Source organism: Chloroflexota bacterium, from assembly GCA_016219275.1.
Taxonomy (GTDB): Bacteria; Chloroflexota; Anaerolineae; order UBA4142; family UBA4142; genus JACRBM01.
On record JACRBM010000040.1, the window covers coordinates 101,873 to 124,474 of the forward strand.

Annotated in this window: 15 protein-coding genes; all 15 read right to left on the reverse strand. The window is 58.1% G+C overall.

The genetic code is table 11. From position 1 onward, the window contains the following. Positions 1-67: 67 nt before the first annotated feature. On the reverse strand, positions 68-1,546 hold the full coding sequence (locus tag HY868_09580) for an exo-alpha-sialidase (GenBank protein ID MBI5302377.1): 1,479 nt from the start codon (positions 1,544-1,546) through the stop codon (positions 68-70). Continuing rightward, positions 1,530-3,032 carry a glycosyltransferase family 39 protein gene (locus HY868_09585; GenBank protein MBI5302378.1) on the reverse strand — a complete coding sequence of 501 codons (1,503 nt, stop codon included), beginning with the start codon at positions 3,030-3,032 and terminating at the stop codon, positions 1,530-1,532. Before HY868_09585 ends, HY868_09580 begins: the two co-directional genes overlap by 17 nt. 14 nt (positions 3,033-3,046) lie before the next feature. Beyond that, on the reverse strand, positions 3,047-4,390 hold the full coding sequence (locus HY868_09590; GenBank protein MBI5302379.1) for a long-chain fatty acid--CoA ligase: 1,344 nt from the start codon (positions 4,388-4,390) through the stop codon (positions 3,047-3,049). Further along, on the reverse strand, positions 4,387-5,091 hold the full coding sequence (locus HY868_09595) for an SDR family oxidoreductase (protein ID MBI5302380.1): 705 nt from the start codon (positions 5,089-5,091) through the stop codon (positions 4,387-4,389). Before HY868_09595 ends, HY868_09590 begins: the two co-directional genes overlap by 4 nt. Continuing rightward, positions 5,084-5,392 carry an acyl carrier protein gene (locus HY868_09600; GenBank protein ID MBI5302381.1) on the reverse strand — a complete coding sequence of 103 codons (309 nt, stop codon included), beginning with the start codon at positions 5,390-5,392 and terminating at the stop codon, positions 5,084-5,086. The genes HY868_09595 and HY868_09600 overlap by 8 nt, the downstream gene beginning before the upstream one ends. A gap of 195 nt (positions 5,393-5,587) precedes the next feature. After that, positions 5,588-7,786 (reverse strand): PQQ-like beta-propeller repeat protein, encoded by a 2,199-nt coding sequence (locus HY868_09605; protein ID MBI5302382.1) that lies wholly within the window; start codon positions 7,784-7,786, stop codon positions 5,588-5,590. Positions 7,787-8,115: 329 nt separating this feature from the next. Then, positions 8,116-9,300: an OpgC domain-containing protein gene (gene opgC, locus HY868_09610; protein ID MBI5302383.1), complete on the reverse strand. Its 1,185-nt coding sequence runs from the start codon at positions 9,298-9,300 to the stop codon at positions 8,116-8,118. A gap of 14 nt (positions 9,301-9,314) precedes the next feature. After that, a complete protein-coding gene (locus HY868_09615; protein MBI5302384.1) occupies positions 9,315-10,271 on the reverse strand; it encodes an acyltransferase in 957 nt (318 codons plus the stop codon). Further along, a complete protein-coding gene (locus HY868_09620; GenBank protein MBI5302385.1) occupies positions 10,268-11,725 on the reverse strand; it encodes a hypothetical protein in 1,458 nt (485 codons plus the stop codon). The genes HY868_09615 and HY868_09620 overlap by 4 nt, the downstream gene beginning before the upstream one ends. A 236-nt stretch (positions 11,726-11,961) precedes the next feature. After that, positions 11,962-13,227 carry a hypothetical protein gene (locus HY868_09625; GenBank protein MBI5302386.1) on the reverse strand — a complete coding sequence of 422 codons (1,266 nt, stop codon included), beginning with the start codon at positions 13,225-13,227 and terminating at the stop codon, positions 11,962-11,964. A 528-nt stretch (positions 13,228-13,755) separates the two neighbouring features. Continuing rightward, positions 13,756-15,750 carry a twin-arginine translocation signal domain-containing protein gene (locus tag HY868_09630; GenBank protein MBI5302387.1) on the reverse strand — a complete coding sequence of 665 codons (1,995 nt, stop codon included), beginning with the start codon at positions 15,748-15,750 and terminating at the stop codon, positions 13,756-13,758. Continuing rightward, on the reverse strand, positions 15,743-16,945 hold the full coding sequence (locus HY868_09635; protein ID MBI5302388.1) for a LamG domain-containing protein: 1,203 nt from the start codon (positions 16,943-16,945) through the stop codon (positions 15,743-15,745). The genes HY868_09630 and HY868_09635 overlap by 8 nt, the downstream gene beginning before the upstream one ends. Continuing rightward, entirely contained in the window at positions 16,942-17,958 is a 1,017-nt protein-coding gene (locus tag HY868_09640) for a LamG domain-containing protein (GenBank protein MBI5302389.1), read from the reverse strand. Before HY868_09640 ends, HY868_09635 begins: the two co-directional genes overlap by 4 nt. 286 nt (positions 17,959-18,244) lie before the next feature. Beyond that, a complete protein-coding gene (locus HY868_09645) occupies positions 18,245-20,005 on the reverse strand; it encodes a LamG domain-containing protein (protein ID MBI5302390.1) in 1,761 nt (586 codons plus the stop codon). A gap of 325 nt (positions 20,006-20,330) precedes the next feature. Then, a complete protein-coding gene (locus tag HY868_09650; GenBank protein MBI5302391.1) occupies positions 20,331-22,577 on the reverse strand; it encodes a family 16 glycosylhydrolase in 2,247 nt (748 codons plus the stop codon). Between the last annotated feature and the right edge of the window lie 25 nt (positions 22,578-22,602).

Genomic DNA, 22,602 nt, shown 5'->3' on the forward strand with positions numbered 1-22,602 from the left:
AATCGTCAACGTGCTCGGTTTATTGCGAAGGTCGCGTCCTCCGCTCGAAAAATCTTGCGCGGTCGAACTATTCGTCGCGACGCGCGCTCAGGCGGCGCAACCACAAGGTCACGCCCACCACCACCACCCCAGCCCCTAGTCCCATCAACATCGGGATCGTCGAGCTCGATCCTGGGCTAGGCAACGGCTCAACGTTCGTCGAAGCCGGGGGCACAAAGCGCGTGGGCGTTGGCACGGGTGTCGTCGTCGGGGGCAGGATCAACGGCGTCGCCGTTGGAAACGCCGGCACCGGCGTGTAGGCTTGCGCGTTCATCGTTTTGGTGCTGTGCCAAATATCCATCGGCGCGATACTAAACAGCGCGCTGCGCGTGAACCAGACGACATGCAATTGATTGCCCAGCGCAATCGCGATGCGCGGATATTCTGGATACAACGCCTCACGTTCAAAGATTGTTTCGGGTTGCCCCCATTCTCTGCCATTCCATTCGAGGTGAGTCACCGCCCACAAATCGCTTTTCGCTTGCCGCCGTGTCACCAACACGAGATGCACCACCCCGCGATCATCGCGCGCCATAGCGTACTGATCGAACGGCGGCGAAATCCAGGAACGCGGCAGAATGCCGGGAATCGGCGCAGGGGAGCCCCAATTCTTGCCGTTGTCGAATGACGTTTGATAGTACACCGCTTCGTCGGTCGTCGTGCGCCACACGGCGATGCGGCTGTCCGGCGTCGGACCCGCCGTCACCACGAGTTGCGCCGCCGCCATTTTCGGGTTGCCGAAGGTCACCGGCACCGACCAATCACGTCCGCCAGTCGTCGAGAAAACGTAACGCACGGTTTGCGCCGCGCCCTCCCCGCTGCGCCGATCCCAGCCCTCGTCCCAACTGGCGTGCAACGTGTCGAACTGGTCAATCAAGATTTGTGGTCGGCTCGACCCGACGCGGGGCGAGTTGGAGAGATTGAGCGGCGATGTCCACAGAGCACCCTCGTTTTCGGAACGACGATAATAAACATCCGCGAGGGTTGAATCCAATGACGGGTTGACGTAGACGGCATGCAAATGATTTTTCTTATCTGCCGCGAGCGCGGAATAGTAACCCTGCCCGCGTGCGCCCATAATTTGGGGCGCTTCCCACGCTTTGAATACGCTCGCCTCGCTCGACGGCGCGCGCGTAAAATATCCGATGCCCTCCGTCAAATGATAGTAGAACAAATTTAGATAACCAGTCTGATCGGTGGTGATCCCGAAACGAAACACATCCGCAATGGGTCTGCCCGTCGCGTCCGGCGCAATCGCGATTTCGCTCATCGCACTCCAACCGCGCCCGTCCCACACGCGATAGTTCAACGTGTCGGATGACCAAACGACATGCACTCGCCCGGTCGCGTCCGCGGCAATGTCGGGAAACCAGGACATGCCATCGAGCGACAGGCGGAACGGACTGCTCCAGCCGGCAGTTTGCGCGATCACCGCACGCGCCGGCACAAACCCCAGCAACACCGCGAACAAAGCCAGGAATCCAAGCCAACTATTTTTTAATTTCATACAATTCGTACGCTCCAAAACTTGTGACCAATGTGTAACGCGCCAACGCCTCCGGCGGATACATCTGCACCCAAGTCGCAAACTCGCCGACGAGCACGAACGGCGGCGAATGCGTCATCAAGAAATCATAGTCGCGCGCAGAGCCGGGCTGATCCAACCAAATATATCCCACGGCTTTCGGTAGATAGGACGGCGGCGGATAGTGATAGTTGTGATCGGTGAGCAAGCCCATTTCCGGTTCCCAGGTCTCAATCAACGCGTCGAGCGGAACGTGCGCGTTGAGATACTGCGCCATTGCCGCCGCGTGGTTGGGCGGAGGGAATACGATTTCGCGGAGGTCAAGCGCGAGCGGAATCACAATGTTTCCCGCGAGCCACACCGCCATCGCACCGCGCCACAGATGATCGCGCGCAAACGGCGCGCGTCGCCAGGCAGCGAGGTTCAGCCCGCGCGTCAGGTCGGCAAAGAAACGCGCGACGAACAGACTGCTGAACGCGAGACCGAGAAACGCATAGCGCAACCAACTGACCGACGCAAACACGTACCACACCAGGTTCACCGCGACGAGCGCCCAGACCGCGCCCCACTGCTGTCCCGCGCGGTCACGCGGCAAGACGAGGCGCACACCGTACAGCAACGCGGGAATCAACGCGAGCAAGTACACTTTGAGACTAAGCAACTCGGCGAGTGAACGCAACATCAAGTCCGGCGAAAAGACGAGCGCCGCGCCGGCGGTTGCTTCGCGCAGAATCACAAAATTCTCCGCAATCGTCGAGGGACCCAGATACACGAGCAAGTACAACTGCCACGCGCCAAACACGAGCGCGGTGAGAATGCCCGGCACGAGAAACACGCGTTGCGGCGCGGCGCGATAGTAAACCAAATTCAAGACCCAGGTGATGAGCAACGCCGGCGCGAGCGCGACGAGGTACTGATACTTGGTGACTGCCGCCAAACCGAGCAACCCGCCCACCGCGAGCAAGCGCAACCAACCTGCTTTTTCCCACGCGCGAAACCACAGCACGAGTCCGCACACCAGGAAGAACAATCCCGGAATTTCGCCGAGCACTTGGCGACCGTAACTTGACACATCCACCGCGCGCGAGGTAATCAGCAACCCGGTTGCGATCGCGGCAAAGCCAGCGTCGCCGAAATTGCGCGCGAGTTGATAGAACACGCATAGCATCGCGAGCAAGTACACTGCCATCACCACGCGCGCTTGCAACAACCCAATCCCAAATAGTTTGAACACGCCCGCGATTGGCAACAACACCGTCGGACCGACCCCCATCGTCGGACCGAAATGCCGGAATCCCTCGCTACTGTAGTCGGCATAGACGCCAAAGCGCACGAGGGTTTTGGGCACGTGCAAGTGCGACCCTTCGTCGAACCACGTCGGCGGAAACTCGGTGAGGTTGTAGAACGCGAGAAACAGAATCAACGCGAGCACGCCGATGCGCGCGATGTTTTGCGTACGGGTAGACACATTCAGCATGGTGATTAGACTTGCGCCCTCTTTTTCTTAAAACGTTCGCTGTACTGTTCTTCGCTCGCGACGATCACCTTGACCGGCACTTGGAAGCGTTGTAGTTTTTCCGCGCAGTAGCGCTTGACGCGCGTAACGACTTGACGCGGCTCTTCTTCACGTGCAATGCGCACGCGCGCGCAAACGATGTTGCCCATGATCGGGTTCTTTTCGCCATAGACGGTCACTTCGGCAATGTTCTCGATTTCCTGAATCACGCTTTCGATTTCGGCGGGGTACACTTTTTCGCCGCCGACGTTGATGATCTCCGAAACGCGACCCAGGATGCGCATGTACTCGCCGTCCACAATCACCGCGTCGTTCGTGTTGAACCAACCGTCCGCGGTGAACGGACTCGGCGCGTTCAAATAACCCAGCATCGCCGAACGCGCCTTGATGTGCAGAATCCCATCCACGATGCGCGTCTCGAATCCCTCGCCGCCAATCTTGACCCAAAGTGAATCGGAGCTTTTGGATTTGGCGCGCAGGATGCCGACCTCGGACAAGCCATACGTTTGCGCCAGTTGAATCGCGGGAAACAATTCGTGAAATCGTTTGAGCGTACTTTCCGGCATCGGCTCGGTACCGTACGTCACCGACTTGAGTGAACTCAGATCGTGCCGCGCGTACGCCTCGCTCAACAAAATCAAATTGATGAACGTCGGCGACGTGGGCAACAATTCGACGCGATATTTTTCAATCGCGGCAAGCACGTCGTCCGGTGCGCGGCTCGCCGCCGTCACGAGGCATCCGCCGTTCGACAAGGTGTAGAGCATCGTGTTCACGCCGCCGATGTGATCGTACAGCAAAAATGGAATCGCGCGTTGTTGGTGGCGCGGCACGCGAAACTTATCGAGGATGCCCGCCATATCGTGCACCGCCGCTTTATTTTTGCCGGTCGAGCCAGACGAAAATAGAATCAACCCAGGATGCCGACGTTCGCGCAAGATCGCGTAGAGCGCGTGCTCGCCTGCATACGGCAAGCGCGCGACCGTCACTGCATCGTCCGCCGCGATCTGGAACGTCACCTGCCCCTGTGCGATGGCGATGAACTCGTCGCGTTTCGCCGCGACGGAACTGGTCAGCGGCACGAGAATGCACTGCGCGTCGAGCAACGCGAGAAACAACGCCACCGCGTTCGGCGAGAAATCCGCTTCGATCAAGGCGACTGTACCCGGCGCAACCTGCTCGGCTTGGATCCGCGCGCGCCAGAATGCGACGCGCGCCAACAACCACGTGTACGAATAGGCGCGCTCGCGCCACACAATCGCCTCGCGCGCGCCATTCGTCTCGAACACCTTGAGCAAAAAATCAATCACGCCACACCACCCAAGTAAATCACCTGGCTCGTGACGAGATCGCTTTCCGGGCGAATGAAAAAATCAATCACATTGACTACGTCGCGGAATTCGCCCAACCGGTGAATCGCTTGGCGTTGCACGAGCGCGTCAATTCGCTCGGGCGGCACCGCGCGAATCAAATCGGTTTGCACCGGCGTGGGACCGACCGCGTTGACCGTGATGTTGTACTCGGCGAATTCGCGCGCGAGAATGCGCGTCAGCGTTTCGACCGCCGACTTGGACGCGGCGTAAATCGCTTCGCCTTCCAAGTTGAGCGGCACGGCGACCGTCGAGAAATTCACGATCCGTCCCCAGCGCCGCTTTTGCATCAACTTGGCGGCTTCGCGACAAAACAGAAACGTACCGACGACGTTCGTGTTCAACACACTGTGCACCGAAGCGAGCGGCGTGAGCAAGGCGTGATTCATCGCGGCGATCCCGGCATTGTTGACGAGCACATCGAGCCGTCCGTACGTTTTACGAATATCTACGAACATCGCCTTGACTTTGGTTTCATCCGCGACATCGAGATTATAGTGGCGATAGTTTTCCATCGTCGCGTCAAACGGCTGACGACTGCACCCGATCACTTGCCAACCGCGCGTGCGATAGTGCTCTGCCAAAAATCGTCCGATGCCTTTGCGCGTGCCGGTGATCAGCATCACGCCGGTCTCAGTCATGCGCTTGCTCCTGAATCCGCGCGAGCACATAGTCCACCAACGCTGGCACGTTGCGGAACGGACTATTCTTTTGCGCCATCGCGCGTTCGTCGGCGAGCACCAGTGCGACGCCTAGTTCGTCTTCCAACCGTTGTTCGATCTCGACGATCAAATTGACCAAGCCCAGCGAATCGAGCGCGCCGCCGATGCCAAAGAGCGCGGTCTGTTCCGACACTGCAAAATGTTTGTGCGGTGGCGCTTGCTGGTTGATCTCGATTAACGCGCTCAACACGACCGCTTGAATTTGCTCACGAGTTGCCATTCGTCTCCTAGATTCACCGCAGACACGCGTATTGTCGCCGCGCTACTTGATTGTATAACAAAACGCCAAAGATTGCTAGGGCGGTCGTTAGAGGCAATCCTCCCACACGCAACACCACTCCCACGCAAATAAAACAGGGTGATTGTGCGCGCGTTGTCGCGCCACAACCACCCTGGCTATTGCATAGCTCAGTGGTTACGGACCAACTATCTGCACTTGCGCCGGCACACGCACGTAAATCACCGGATCGCCTTGATACCATTCGATCGTACCGGTGACGCGAACGCGTTGCCCAACTTGGAACAATGTTTCGGGCGGCGCATCAAAGTTGTTCCAGTTTTCTTTAAGAACGCGCGCCTTGAACTCGCCTTGATGCGGGTTCTTAAATCCCAGGTACGCCGCCACGCCATTGTTGAACACGAACTGGAGCGTACCTTCGACCGTCGCCGTTTGTCCGGCATAGCGTCGCGCGTCGGTGTACGGAATGACAGAAGGCGTATCGTTTACGTTGAGCATGGCTTGCGCCAATTTCATCGCGGCAGGCGTCGTCGTTGCCGGCGCGAATAACGTGTTCGCCACCGGCGCGGCGGGTGCGCCGCTTTCGAGCGCCACGATTGCGCCGTCGGCGCTGACAAAGTAGACGATGCCATTGCTGACGACCCAGGACGCGTACTCGCTCCAATAGCGATCATAGACCGTGCCTTGGTTGTAGTAGATGTAGAAACCGCCGGGAATCGTGCGCGGGTCGCCATCCTGGATTAGACTGCTCCCGCAATAATGACTGGCGCTGAATCCGCAATTGCTCGCGGAGGTGATGATGTGCGGCAAGTCGGTCGTCTGGATTCTGTTCGACGACGTGCCTCGACTCGCCGAGCGGTCGGTGATCGCGTGCGCCAGACCGAACATCCAGTGACCGCCGAGCAAATAGTCGCCCGACATCGAGAGGTTCGCTTGTTCGTCGGTCGGGAAAAAGGTGTTGCGGATATATCGCACATCGCCGGCTTGATAACCACTCACCGTGGTGCTGTCCAACTCCATCTCGCCGAGGTGCGAATCCCAACGTCCATCGCACGGCGAGGCATCGCACGGCGCGCCGCGCATCACGATGTATGCCACTTCTTGACCATTTGCGAATCGCTTGACCACGGGTTGCGGTCCCATCGGGATGTACCCGCCATCGCCATAGCCGCCGTTACCCACGTTCGCGATAAACGCGCTCGCGCCGGTATCCAAACTCAACGCAAAGATCGCTTGCTGATCAGGGCGATTGGTTAGATTCGCGCGCATCGCGCTGTTCGTGCTGGGCCACGGATTCCACGTCCAGAGGGTTTGCCAATCCAAGCGATAACGCACCAAGACCAAGCCGTGCGCTTCGGCAATCACGGGCCAACCATATTTCGATTCGGCAGAGTTGCTATCTTGCCCGGGATCGCCGGCGGTTAACGGGGTGGGTTTGATGCTCCACACACGCGTACCATTCGCGTTGTTGATCGCGTGAACCATCAGGTCTTCCGAAATGGCAATCACGCGATTGCGCGAGGGCGAGTACGCCGGCGGCGTATGCACTGCCGAACCGGCATCGTATGCCCACAATTGCGCCATCGTCGTTTTGTTGATCGCATACACCTTCGTACCCATCGAAATCAAAACGCGATCGCTGAGCACGCTCGGCGGCAGCGGCAACGTGCTGGATCCGCCGGTCGCAAACTGACCTGACGTGTTGCCAGTCGCCGCATCAAGTTTGTACAGCGTGCCATTGCTCGATAGAACGAACACGGCGTTCGTCCCGCTGTCATACGCCGGCGTCGAATTGATGTTGCCGCCCGGTCTGGTATTCCACAACGGTGAGCCATTTGCGCTGTTGAGCGCGTACACGCCATTGCCTCCCGCCGCAATGTACACCCGTCCACCACCGGTCACCGGCTGGCTGTTGCGCGGCAAACCGAATTTGCCGGTCGCAATTCCGCCCGAGGCGTTAGCGCCATTCCACACCCATTTCCAACGCCAGGGCGCGGCAACAACTTGATCGGTATAACCGGTATGTTGCGCGTCATGGGCGTGTTGCGACCATTCGCCCGTTGAAGGACCCAAAGTCGCTGTCCGCGTTGCAGTCGGATTGATTGCGGTTGCGGTCGCGGTCGGCACCAACGTGCCAGCCGCGCGGACGAGCAACGGCAAGAACAACTTTTCAGCAGCGTTGGGTGCTGCCGCGGTCTGATCCGTTGGCGGTGCGATGAATGATTGTGATTGCAGTGTGACTTTTGGATTTGGAATGTAAGCGGTCAAGTCTGATTCGGTGGATGTTTGAGAGCTAGCAGCGACATCAAGTGGGGAGGGGAGTGATTGTGCGGCGCAGTAGAGGATGAACAGAAATGCGCCCAAGTAGGCTAGCACTCGAGTTTTCGATTTTTTTAAACGCACCATAGTCCCCCTCGCGTCAAACTTTGTCTTTGCCGAACTAGCGCGTTCTCCAGTTGCCTTTGTGGATCGTTTTGTTGGGCGAAAGTGAACGCCTCCACAAACACTAAAATTGCTTTGGAATTCGCTCTAAACGGCATGACCGATCAACTATGATTGTCAGCGAGAATGGCTTGAGCGTCCATGACCCAAAAGGGTCATCGCAACTTGACGTAATCTTTGCGCTTTTTCCGTGCGTTGTGAGTGGGCAGACGACAACCTACCAAGAATAAATGAGCCGTACCATGCAACGGCTCTGGAAAATTTTAGAGATAACGCAAAAAACTTTGCGGGTGGCGTCGCTTGAGCCGGCGATAATAGTACGCGAGTGGAATCAAAAACGCCAGTCCAGTGAACCAAATGATGAACGTGTAAATGATCGGCGGACCGGGGAGGTTGAGCGAGATGACGAATTGCGTCATCGGTCCATAAACCAAGATGTGCGCGACAAAAAAGAACAACGTCGCTTGACCGCACACGGACAGCCACTGCAACGGCGGACGCGATAACCAATCGCCGGCGGCATAAAGTGCCCCAAGCGCCCACGCCGACAAACCCAAGTTCAACATGAAAAAACTCAAACTCGGTGGAGTCTTGCTCATAATCAGAAAATCGCGCCAACCTTCGCTCGGCACGAACGGTGTCGGCTCGTTCAACACATTCGTCACGCGCAGCGCGAACCACGCGACGATCATCGCTGCGCCGATGAACACCCACGTGCGCGGTCGGCGCATCACTGGCTGAGAAACATACTGCCCTAGCACAAAACCTAGAATCGGCAAAGGGAACCAGCCGAACACCGAAAACTCGGTCGCGGGGCGCGTAAGTGTGCTGTACGAAAATAACAACGCCATCAAGAAATCTTGCGTCTCGCTGAACTGCGGTGTAATCACCGGCAAAAAGAGTTGATACCCCAGCACGAGGATCAACGCAAACCCGGTGAGCACGCCAAGCGGCAACCAACGCGCCACACTCAGAAAGAGCATCGCAATCGCGATACTCAGCAATACATGCGTGTACGGGCGCGGACCCGCCCATGCCCAGTCACAAATCGTTACATCAAGCAAGAACACGACGATTGCGCGCGTGGCTAAAAACCGGGTGATCGCCCACTCATCCTCGCCGGCGCGCCGCCGACCGTTGACGTACAACGCGAGACTGAGACCGAACAGAAAAAAGAACGTCGGCGCGGTCGCATTCGCAAGCAACCCGGATACCCAGTAGGGCCAGCCCAGCAATTTTGCCGGCGCGCCGCCATACGTTTCCGCTTGGAGCGGAAAACGCAAAAAATACGCCGTGTGCCGCAAAGACATTCCCAGGATCGCCAGCCCGCGCAGTGCGTCTATGCCCACCAACCGGTCGGACGCGGCTTTTGCCTTCTGCGCGATTGAGTTCGACTTGGCAGACGCGAGCGACATCGCCGGCGCGACCTCGTTTGAAAGATCAGCCATTCGCTCTCCCGCGTTCAGCAATCATCTTCGAATCGAATTCCATAGTATCTCAGCATGAACATCCGCAACGCGGTGTGGATCGGATCCGCGAGATAGCGCGTGCGCTGCGCGCGGCAATCGAACACCCACGCGCCGGCTGGCGCCGACCAGTCCGCGCGATTGACGAGATAGATTTGGCGCGGGGCGGTCAACGCGCACGCGGCGTCGTTCGTCGCGCGCACGAGCGCGATCTCGTACAGTGCGCCGCGCCAACGCGCGCGCACGTACCCCTCGCGTTCTTCGATCTCCGTCACCCCGAGTTCACGCCGCAAACCGACTTCGACAAAATCGCGCAAGACGAGCGCCATCGCGGCATCGAGGCGCGCCGGCGTCATCTTTCGCTTGATGCGCTCTATCGGATAAACCACCTGCGCCGGATTGCCTTCCACCACCGACCCGCCGGGAATGGATTGCATGACAACCGACCGCGAGTTGACGAATGTGTCATCGCCAATTTCAACACCGGGATGCAAGAATACACCTGCCGCGCACCACACCTTGTTGCCAATCGTTACCCCGGCGCGGCGCGCCCAGTATCCTTCGTTGTACGGCAAAAATGAGCCGTGTGTAAAAACCATGCTGCGCGGACCCAACGCCGACCCATTGCCGATCTGCACCGTCTCCTCCGCGTTGATGATACACTGCGGTCCGATGTACGTCGCATTACCCGCACTGAAGGTGGACGAACCGTAAATCAAATTAAAGATGCTGATCTCGCCATACGCGCCGAGTTTGAAATCGCCGTTCAAACGAATAAGCGTGCCCATGCGAATCGCACTATGATCACCCAACTCGATGTGGCGCGCAGCAATACTGGTTAACCAATCTAACTCGACGTGTCGTCCAATTTTGGCGTTGAAAAACCACCGCAACAGAATTTTCTTTAGAAACGGCGGCGCAAGAAAAACGAGTCCCAGCAACAACGTGTTCACGCCATTCCTTGCTGCAAGCCGCGACTTGCCGCCACGAGACGCGCGTAACGCGCGCGCCAATGTTCCGCGATCTGCGCAGGCGTCGCAAACCAGACATCACCGCGTCGAGCCAGATACTCCCAGAGTTCGCGGTACGCCGCCGCCCAACCCGGAAACAACGCGTCGTCGAAAACGTACTCGTGAATGTCAATCATCAAACTACCTTCGTGTGCGTTAACCGTGTCTGCCAGCGTCTGCAAAAGCCGGGTGCGGTCGCCGGGATTCGCATCCTTTTGTCCAAACAACTGATCGTCCATCCAGCCAGTCGGAATCTGGAGCGTCTTCAACTCGCGGCGTAGTGTCTGATGAAACGGAAAGAACGGATGCAACAACCCGCGTCGCCAGCCGAGGTAATGATCGTGCGTCAGCGAGGCGTCGTAGCGCAAACCGATCTGCTCGTGAATCCACAAGGTTTCTTCCGGGTCGTTCGGATTGAGATGCCAATAGTGATGGCGATTACCGACAACCGGCACACCACTCGCGTTTTCGATTTGCGTTTTTTCCGCGCCGAATTTTTCGCGGCTGGTGTACGCAAGATAACTTGCTTGCATACCGACTTCGAATCCTTCGCCATTCAGTGTACGAAAGAGTTCGCGAAAACGCGGCGCGGTCACATCGTAAAACGGATCCGGCGTGCCGGTGCCGTACTCGCGAAAGGAGCCGCGCCGCGCGACAAAATAAAATGCCGAGCGCGCGCCGAGGCGTTTCTCCAATTCCATCCAATTGCGAAACTGCCAATGATGCCGCGCCCCGAACAACACTTGGAGCGCGGTACCGAGCGCGCCCGCACCTTGTCGCCGCATGATGCGCGCCGGTTCGAGCCAGCGAATCACTTCGGGATAATCTACGTCGTGCCCGGCGCACGCGGCGACGCGTTTGCCATTGCCCCAGCACGGCTCGCCGGCGATGATCCCGCCTTGCGCGAGTCGCACTTCAAGCCACTGCACCACGCGCGACGCGACGGCTTGTTGCAACACCTGTTGCTTCTGCAACGGCGTGCCGGTCAAATCGAAAAAGCCATGCTTGATCCTGGTCAAGTCGCGCTCGCCTTGTCCCGTCGCAAACCAAAACAGATCGAACAACACATCGCGCGAACACACCCAGCGTCCCGTCGTCGCGCGATACAGAGCGAATCCGCCGTCGTTTTGAAATACCGGGTATGTCAACCCTTCCGCCTGCGCGAGCGATTGCAAGTGATGCGCGCCGGGATTCGCCCACGCGGCGCGATTCGCTTGGATAACGAACTGGGCATGCGGCGCGTCGGCAAGGTTCGCAACAAAGGCGACGTCACACGGCTCGGCAGGTGAGACTTGCTCCCACGTCAACCCCATCGTCGTGAGCGCCAGCCGCCACGTCCATTGAATTTCGGGCGCGTGAGTTTCGTTCAATTGTGGATCGAGCGCAATGCGTATCATGTTCACGTTTCTCTCGCCGGTTTAATTTCGATGCCGCTACGTTACGCTAGAGCAGATTCCTTTCGGATTGAGGGCGTCCAGATTTCTAAAGTTTCCAAAAACTTTGGAAATCTGAATAGCGCAATCATCAACTCGAGTGGAGTCTGCTCTAGAAAAATACATGACAAAGAACGCCAAGGGGCTTGGCGTTCTTTGGGTTGATTTTGTACACTATGCTATTCTGCGAACAAAGCAGACTAGCGTCGCCGTGTGCGCGCGCCAAGCGCACCGAATACGATAACACCCGCCGCAACCGCCAACAGCCACCGCCAATCGTTCCAGGGTTCAGCGCGGGCTTGCAAATCGGTCAGAGTGACCGCCGTCGGAGTTGTCAGGCGCGTAATCGAAATAGATTGCGCCTCGGGCGAAGCCAGCACCGTAGACGAACTCATTTCCACGCGGTATTGCAAATAACGAGTATTCGATTCGGACGTAATGCTGACCGGACTGGTAGACCCTTGCGATGTCCACGCGCCCCAGGTCGAACCATTGGGCGATGAGCGCGTGCTCATGACCATACCCGTACTCCCTGGCACCGTCGAAGTCCACGACAACGTGTTCCAATTAGCGCCCCTGCCATCAATCGCGCACGACACAAACTCGCCGCTTGAGGGATACTGCCCAGCACGCACCCAGTCCACCGTCAAAGGTGTTGTACCATAAGGATTACTAGGGCTTTGATGATACAAGAACGCCCAGCCCGTGATAACATTGGTATTGATGATCGCCGTATCTGTTAACACATCATCAATATAATAACGAGCCTGTGCCGATTCCCATTCCACACGCCACAGGTGGTACTGGGAATTATCAGGATCGCCGATATTGTTTAATATGACGGTAGCGCCATCCCGTGATCCTGTAAAAAGGTCATTTGCAGCAGAAGTATTAGGATCTCCGAGGATAAACACACGCGAACCGCCAGCATTTTCATCAGGAGTATATCGCGGTCCCAAAGTCCCATGACGCCAATAGCCCACATCAGGGCGCCCAGATGTACCGAGTGTTTGAACCAAGCGCGCCCGCGCTTCATAGAAACGAGGCACTTGGGTAATGGCAGCGGTAGACAGCAAATATGTGCCATCCAAGGTCAGTATTCCACCCGATATAGATGTGGCAGGAGAACCGCCAGCAACGGGATCAGAAATATTCGAGTACCATCGTGTCGCGTCAATCGTCGTTCCCTCAAAATAATCCTCAACGGTCGCGGCGAGACGCAGTTCGCCGCCGTTCGCATTCGCGATAGTTGTGTTGGTGATCGCCACCGTACAACCTTGCCAATCCGCCAACGTCGAGTGAGTCGTCGTTAGCGTGGAACCTTGCGCGTACGCCGGGCGCGGCGTTTGTAAAAACAATTGGATCACCAAGCCAGCCGCGAGCAACCCGAGCAATTGGATTATCCACAAACTCACCGCCCAACGCCATGGACTGTGCCGATCAAGTGGTTTATTCTGATAGTCCATTCTTTCCTCCATTTGAGCGGCGCATCACCAAGTTCCGCGGACGCTCAATATTTTCAAACCTATATCAAAGAATCACAATCTAGCCGGCTTGGCAACATTTACACATCACCGATATGCGCCTGACAAAGCCGGTGGTTATTTTGGTGCGCGGGTTGGCGCGCAGAGATTCCGTTATGACCGCGACGGGAGCAAACACCCACGCATAACCGCGCGGCGGTGAACTGCCGCGCGGTAAGCCGCGAGCATGTTGTAATTACAATTCCCGTCCACCTTGCCACGCTTGTCGTTAATACGTGTCGCAAAATGAAACGGATTGACCCGCCGCGTCGCCCATCGTACTGAACATCGCGGTTCTTCGCTTTGTTCTAGATAATAGACGCGAGTAACGTCTGTGTCAAGATGGGCAAAATTCCTATCCCAGTGACTAGCCAACCTTGCGAAGGTTTGAACGCGCAATTCTCAAAATCGAATTTGACATCGTCGCGCGAGGTCTCGACAAAGTGGTTGGAAACCTTCACAAGGGTGGGGTCACTCGTACATCGCCACAACGCGATGCGTACCCGCCATCATCGCGATCGCCGCAAATTCCGCGCCGCTTACTGCGCGCGCACGCGTGTTCACCATCGCGCCATCCATCTCGACGCGCGCTACACGCCGCGCGTTGAATTGCGCCGGTACGAGTATCTCCATCGTCACATCCGCCGCCGCGCGGCTCGTCACTTGAAACGCCAAGCGCCGCGCCGTCGCATCCCAGACGAGATTCTCGAATGCCGCGTCGTGCCGCGTGTCGCTCCAACGCAACCAATGTTCGGCATTCCAAATCGGCATGCCGCGCGACGCCGCGTACGCGAGCGTGCCATCGAGAAAGCGCGTCGCGTTCGCGGCAAAATCGCCGCCCGCCGCGAACGGGTCAACGTGAAACTGCGCGCCGAGCGCCGCCGGCGCGTCGCGCAACGCGCGGTCTATCGCCGCGCGCGCGATGTGCGCGGCAGCATCGCCGGTCAGATTCGCCCAGCCACCGCCCCACGGCATTTTCATCAAATGCTCGTCCACCAACTGCGTGGCTTGTTGGAGGATATCGAGCACACGTCCTTGCTCGTCCACAAATTTCATCGGCACACCACTGCCGGTAAAATAACCGTATGCCCAATCGCCGGACGCGCGTTGGAACGCCGTGCCATAATGATAGTAATCCAAATTCATCCGAATGCCGAAACCGGCTTGCACGCGCGCCGTCTCGACCCAGCCCGTCCACAAAATGCGATGCGTCCGCACCGTCGGCGCGACCGGCGCGTATCCGTGCGTCGAAAATTCTTGCCAATATCGTCGCGCGCCGTTCTCCAAACCTTCTTCGACGTAGGGATGAAAACCAAACTCGTGACCGCGCGCGCGCCACTGCGCGACCTGGGTCGGCGTCGGCTCGACCCAGCGACCGCCGAACAACGCCAGCGCGTCCGCGCCGCCCACTTTGAACACGCCGCGCCGCCAGCCATTCCAAAATCCCGGCGTGTAATAAATACTCATCCGCCCGCCGAACGATTCGACGCGCGCGAGCACCTGTTCAACCGCCTCCGCGGGCGCTTGATGCGCGTCGCCAGTCGCAATCAATAGAGCATCCATCTGGCTTGGAAAATACCACACACGCGGCAAGGGCAACACATCGGTCAGCATTTCGTTGATGAGCCGGCTGAACAAACGCATCTGCTCGTCCGCCTGCGGAATTTCGCAACGCTTCAAATCCATCCAGCCGACAAATGCGTCTACCGCGCGAATACCCTCGCGACCGTCGCGCTCTTGATTCGCCCACTGTGGATTGCCCTGTCGCGTGTACGCGATACTCTGCGCGAGATCGAACGCCCAGAGCGCGGCTTGTCCTTTGCCAAAACGATTGAGCGTGACCGCCGGAAAATCTCCGCGCGTGCCCACGTCATCCGTCAGTCGCGCGACGATCTCCGCGCTCGTCACGCGATACGAATCTGCCGCGGCGTGAATCTGCAACGGCGAGTTCATACCACTTGCGTAGCGCGATTCGATTTTGAGATTCGTTTCCGCGCGCACGCCCGCGGCTTGCTCGACGCCGAACAGTGCGCTCGCCTCGGGTCGCAACGCGATCAACTTGCCGCCGTTCGCGACGTACGCGCTAAACCGGTCGCTTTCCGCGCGCGTCCACGCGCCGGCGCTCACGATCACCAGCGCGCATCGCGCGAGCATCTCGCGGTCGAGCGCCGCGAGTCGCGTGATACGAAAACAGTTCAACCCCTCAGCGCGCAGAATTTCGGCGAGGTACGCGCCGAATGGATGCTCTACGCGATTGTTGACGACGACCAGGATCGGCGCGTCCGTCACCGCCCAACCTGGGTCGCGCGCGTACGGCGAACGCGTGTTGGGAAGATTCGCCGAATCATCGGCGACCCAGCGATAGCCGAAGGCGAGCGGTACGGTTGTCGCGCCCGCGACGCCGGCAATCTTGAGAAATTGGCGACGCGAGAGTCCGCGCCGCGTGGGAGAGGTTGCGTTAGTCATGCACTTTAGCAGTGCGATGTGAAATAAAATAGATCAGCCCAACTAAAACCAATCCCAGCACGAATAGGATAATCGCGTCCAGTTTGAAAATCATCGGTAAGAAAGTCGTGCTCGGCACCGGCGGCGGTGGCGTCGGTGTTAAGGTTGGCGTGTTCGTTGTCGTGTTCGTTGCCGTGCTCGTCGGCGTGATGGTGCGCGTACTGGTTGGCGTGCTCGTTGGCGTGATGGTGCGCGTACCGGTTGCTGTGCTCGTCGGTGTGTTGGTGCGCGAACTGGTTGGGGTGTTCGTCGCGCCGCCAACCGCAAAGGGAATGTCTGTTGTGTAAACGGGACCGGCTGGGGCAGAGCCGCCGGGCTTGCACGTTCCGTTGCTGGGTCCGCCGCTCGCGCCGGAACTATCGAGGATCGTCTGATTCGTCGCGCACAACCCGGCAGGTCCTTCGTCGAAATGGTACAACGCCATCGTGTTGGCATCGGTCGTAAACGGCGCACCGGGGCGCGTGAAATTCGCGCTGTACCGAATTGAATTCGAAATGCGAACTTCGTCAACCCAGCCCTTGAACGAGGGATATTGCGAACCAGCATCGTGTTTTTCCGCGCCGATAACGAGGAAGGGATCACTGTTGGGAAAACTCGTCGTGCGTCCGTCGCGATAACTAAGGTTACCGGTCGGACCATTCACCGGCGCGGCAATATCAAGTGACCCATCTACATAGAGTCGTATTGTACCACTAGAATTACGAGTAACGGCGATGTGATGCCATATTCCATTCGCCACAGTAGTGTTGCCACATACGGTCGTGCCACTTGATCCATTGTTCGCACCGAACGCAATCCTGCCACTACCCAGCGCGATGCCGTAATCACCGTAATCTCCGCTATTGAACACATCGCGATCGAAAATAATGTTCGCCGTGATCCAGCCATCATTCGCGCCGCAACTCGCGGTGCCGGCGTTTTCACCGGCGTTCGCCTTCATCCAAAACTCGAACGTCAAATCGCCCGCGCCGACATCGGCAGGCACTTGCGGATCAATTGGAATCTTGACGCGATCAATGTCACCGACGCCATGTCCGTAAAAGCGCAACGAATAATTCGTTCCTTGCGCGTGACTGGGACGCGCGGACGTCAACGTAACGAACGACCACGCACACAGCAACACGAATGTCGCGAGAATCCACGTCGCGCGTTTCATCGCCGTCTCCACCACACACCGAGCGCAAGCGCGCCCGTGCCAAGCCCACCGAGTATCAGCCACATCCAATCCGTTGATTCGCCGCGCACTCTCAGGTTTGAAACTTGCACCGCCGTTGGCGGACCGAATGGCACATCGGTTGTGTAGACCGGACCGGCGGGTGCAGCGCCGCCGTACTGACACGCGCCGTTGCTCGGTCCACCGCTCGCGTTGGACGCGTCGAGAATAGCGCCGGTGCACGCACCCGCGGGTCCTTCATTAAAGTGGTACAACGCGACCGTGTTGCCATCGGGTGTAAAGGCGGAGACCGGTCGTGTAAAATTCGCGGTGTAACGAATCGAGTTTGAAAGGCGAACCTCGTCGAGCCAACCTTTGAACGCGGGGTACGCCGCGCCAACGTCGTGTTTTTCCGCGCCGAGGACGAGGAACGGATCGCTGTTCGGATAACTCGTCAGCCGTCCATCGCGATAACTGATGTTGCCGGTCACGCTAGCGACTTGGGCATCCAACTGCCCGTCCACAAACATGCGAATCTCGCCGGTGGTCGCGTTACGCGTCACCGCGATATGATGCCACGCGCCATTCGCCACATTTGTCGCGCCGCACACGGTTGTGCCAGTCATGCCATTATTCACACCGAACGCGATTTTGCCGCTGTTGAGTGCGACGCCAAAATCGCCGTAATCACCATTGCCGAACACATCGCGATCAAAGACCACATTACCCGTAATCCAACCATCGTCTTGATTGCAGGTTACGCTCCCGGAATTTTCGCCGGTCGCCGCTTTGAGCCAAAACTCGCAAGTGAAATCGGTTGCGCCTACATCCGCCGGCACGGCTGGGTCAATCGCGATTTTCACGCGATCCAAATCCGGCGCGCTAGAGCCGTGTCCGTAAAAACGGAGCGACAAGTTAGTGCCTTGTGCGTGACTAACCTGCGCGAAAAACAGGACAACACAAAAAGCCATCACGCCCAGTGCGCCTCTGCGCCAAGTCAGTCGAAAAGTAAACATCGTTCACGATCCTTTCACGTTAATCGTCAAAAGTGGTTTTGGATCCTCCACCCTTGCAAAGGCAAACGCGAACGCGGTCTTTCAGAAACGCGTTTCCATTTACAATACCTTCGCCAAATCGTTTTCGCCCGTTTTTTTATCCGCGAATAGCGCGAATCTCCGCTAATTTTCAAAATCATTCGGGTTACACTTGCCCTGGCGGGAACACAAGTGCCAGGGTTCGCGTTATGCGCGGATAAATTAATGATTTTGGCGAAGGCGTTGATTTAACCTTCGCAAAATTTCTCTAGAACCCGGAAATCCAAATCGGGTCGGCGCTGTCCGGACTCGTACTCGTACCGAGTGTGGCGGCGTTGCCGGACGCGGAAGCATCGCGCGCGGTTTGTCCCGCGCCCTCGTTGAACTGCCACAAGCCCAGCGTGTTTGCATCAGGCGTAAATGGCGCGGTCGGCGGCGTAAAGTTCGCCGTGTAGCGCAACGCATTCGAAATGCGTATCTCATCCAACGCGCCAGTGAAGTACGGATACCCAATGAGTCCCCCGAATTGCAACCAGGGTCCCTGGGTCAACGTGCCGACGCTCCGGGCGGTCGAGCCGACACCGTTCACGAACACACGCGCCGAGCCGGCGGAGTACGTCGCGGCAACGTGATACCACTGTCCCGCGACCAAACTCGTCGTATTCTGCGCGAGCTGCCAACCCAGGTTCGTCGCGACCCAGAACGACGCGCGCCCATTGTTGAGTTCGAGCGACCATCCGAAATTGTCATCACTGCCGACGATCACAAGACCATCCGCGTTGTTGATGGCGGGTCGTACCCACGCTTCAATCGTCAACGCGCTCGCGCCGATCACACGACTCGCGACTAGCACGTCGTTCACCCCATCGAACGCGAGCGCATAATTCCCAGTTCCCGACGTGGGCGTACTCGTGCGCGTCGCAGTGGGAACGGGTATTGCCGTGTTGGTCGCGGTTCCGGTTGCCGTCGGCGTGCGCGTGGGCGTACTGGTCTGCGTCGCGGTGGGCGTACTCGTGCGCGTCGCGGTAGCGATAGGTATCGCCGTGTTGGTCGCGGTTCTAGTCGGCGTATTCGTTGGCGCGGCAATCGTCGTGGCAGTCGCGGTGGCAGGAACAGCCGGTGTGTTCGTGGGCGTTGCTATCGGCGCGGTTGGATTAAATGGTGTATCGGTTGTATAAATCGGACCTGCCGGCGCACTGCCGCCGTAATTGCACACACCATTGCTCGCGCCCGTGGCATCAAGAATCGCGCCGGTGCACGCCCCTGCCGGACCTTCGTCAAAGCGATACAACGCCATCGTGTTCGCGTCGGTTACAAAGAATGTCGTCGGTCGCGCAAAATTCGCGGTGTAGCGAATGGCGTTGGAAATGCGAACCTCGTCCAACCAGCCGCGAAAAGAGGGATACTCGACGCCGGAATCGTGTTTTTCTGCGGCGATGACCAGGAACGGATCGCTGTTCGGGAAATTGGTCGCGCGTCCATCGCGATAACTCACATCGCCCGTAGGTCCGTTCGCCTGACCGTCGAGTCGTCCATCTACATACGCGCGCAATTCGCCGGTCACGCGATTGCGCGTTAGCGCGACGTGATGCCACACGCTATCGGCGAGATTCGTCGCGCCGCAAAGCGTTATGCCCGACGATCCATTGTTCACGCCGAACGCGATTCTGCCACCGCTCAACGCGATGCCGAAATCGCCATAGTCGCCATCGAAGTACACATCGCGATCAAAGATGATATTCCCATAGATCCAGCCGTCGTCCGCATTGCAATACGCCGCGCCGGTGTTTTCGCCCGGACTCGCCTTGAGCCAGAACTCGAACGTGAAATCGGTCGCGCCGACATCCACCGGCACTTGGGGATCAATGCGAATCTTGATGCGGTCAATGTCACCCACGCCGTGTCCATAAAACCGTAAGGAGTAGCCCGCGCTTTGCGCTTGAATGGTCGGTACGAGAATGAGCAGACCCAGGAATGCCAAACCAGCGAGCAAAAACCGGCTCCCAATGGCTAAACGCAACGTACTCATGTGTCTTCCTCCCTTCACACCAGGAACTGAACAACCCGCCGATCAGTGTTGGGTTGTCCATGGCAAGACTCGCCATTGAGCCAATTCCCAAAAAGCCGTCTGCCGCTAACCCAGCCAAATGTTCGCGTACAAGACGCGACCGATTTGCCGCTCGTCAGCGCCGGTTAAATCTGCATAGACCTCGCGAGTACACTACTTTCGCCAATTTATTCTTTCATCCGCGAATCCCGCGAATCTTCGCTAATTTGTTTTTTATTCGCGTGATTCGCGTTATTCGCGGATCAATTTATGATTTTGGCGAAGGTGTTGGAGTGGAGAAAGAGTTTCATCGTGTCACCGCGCTCCAAATTGGATCATCCGCACCGCTCGACGCATTCGCTCCCAGCGTTGCGTTGTTGCCGGATGGTGACGCGTCGGCGGTTGTCTGCCCAACTCCTTCATTAAACGTCCATAATCCAATCGTGTTTCCATCGAGCGCGAGTGCGGCGGGCGGCGCAAAGTTCGCGGTATAACGCGCGAGATTGGAGATACGAACGTCGTCGAGCGTACCATTCAAAAACGGATACCCGGTCAAGCCGCCAAAGCGCAACGCGGGTCCCTGCGTCAACGTACCGACCGTCGCGGCAGCGGACGCGTTACCGTTTACAAAGACGCGCACAGACCCGGCGGAGTACGTCGCGGCGATGTGAGACCATTGGTTCGCCGGCAACGCAGTTGGATGTTGCACCGATTGCCAACCCAGGTTTGTCGCGACCCAGAATGTTGCCATGCCGTTCGTCAGTTCGAGCGACCAGCCCGTGTTGTCATTCGCCGCGACGACGATCAAACCCGTTGCGCCGTTAACGCCTGGGCGCACCCAGGATTCAACCGTGAGCGGACCGACACTGTTAACTGGATTCGCCGCGGCGAGATCATTCACACCGTCGAACTGCAAACCATAGTTGCCACTCGGCGGCGGAGTGTTGGTACGTGTAGGTGTCGCGGTCGGCACGATAGGAGTGTTGGTACGCGTCGCGGTTGCGGTCGGCGGAATTGGCGTGTTCGTACGCGTTGCCGTCGCGGTCGGCGGGATCGGCGTGTTCGTCGCCGTCGCGGTCGGCGTGCCGGGCGCTGGTGTGTTGGTTGGCGTGGCGGTAACCGCTACCTGAGTCGGCGTGCGCGTGATGGTGGCGGTTCGCGTTGCCGTTGCAGTACGCGTGGGTGTGCGAGTACGGGTTGGTGTGCGCGTGCGCGTGGGCGTGCGCGTGATCGTGGGTGTGCGCGTGATCGTGGGCGTGCGTGTCGCGGTCGCCGTTGCAGTCACAGGAGTGTTCGTCCACGTTGCGGTGGCGGTGCTCGTCGGCGTGTTCGTCGGCGTGTTCGTCGCCGTCGCGGTCGCGGTGCTCGTGGGTGTACTGGTTGGCGTGTTCGTCGCCGTCGCGGTGCTCGTGGGCGTACTGGTCGGTGTGTTCGTCGCCGTCGCGGTTGGAGTGCTGGTTGGCTCACTGGTCGGCGCAAAAGTGACGCTCACTTGCTGCACTTCGGGTGAACGCATCACATCACTCGAAGTCAGGTCTACCGCATATTGCAAGTAACGACCATTCGGACTGGTGAGCGTGTTGGAGACTGGCGCAGACCACGCCGACCAAGTGTTGCCGTCATTCGAGGTGCGCGTGCGATACGCAATCCCGGTGCCGGATGGGATTGTGTCCGTTATCGCGACCGTCGTCCAAGCCACGACCTGGCTCGCATCCAACGGGCACGATACGTACGAACCACTTGGCGGATATTGTCCTCCGCGCACCCAATCCACATCGAGCGGAGTCGCGCCGTACGCGCTGGGGTCTTGATGATATAAAAAGACCCAGGAATTGATCACCGTCGTGTCAATCGTCATCGGCGCTTGCAACACATCGTCAATGTAAAAACGTGTTTGGGCAGACTCCCATTCGATGCGGAACGTATGGAACTGGGTCTTGTCCGGGTCGAGGATGTCAATGTCAACCGGCGTGTCAACTGCATTGCGCCCGCGCACAATCAAATTGTTCGGTTCGGCGTCGCCTCCAATGAACAAACGGATCGCGGTCGTATTGAAATCCGGAGTGTACAACGGCGGTTGATCGCGATAAAAACCCAGGTCGGGACGCCCGGAGGTATTCGGCGTTCGCATCAGACGCGCACGCGTTTCGTACACGCGCGGGATCGCGGTGATCCTGGCTTGCGACAGCATATAGTTTCCGTCCAGCGTAACTTGACCGCCGGATACGACGGGCAAATTCGTGTTGCCCGCTGCCGGATTCGAGATGCCAAAAGTCCAGCGCGTCCCGTCAATCGCCGCGCCGTCGAAATAATCTTCGACGGTTGCGTTCAAGCGCAACTCGCCGCCGTTCGCGCTACTCACACTCACGTTCGTCGGCAAAGCGCAGACCGCGCTAAAATCGGCGACACTCGTATGCGTAAACGTTCCGCCGCCGCTCTGCGCGACTACGCGACGCGGTCGCGCCAATCCCAATGTTATCATCACACTGGCTAGCGTAATCATCACAAACACATAGAGCAAAATTGGTTTGTGAATCACATTGTTGTGTATCATATTTTCTCCCCTCCCTCAGGGACAC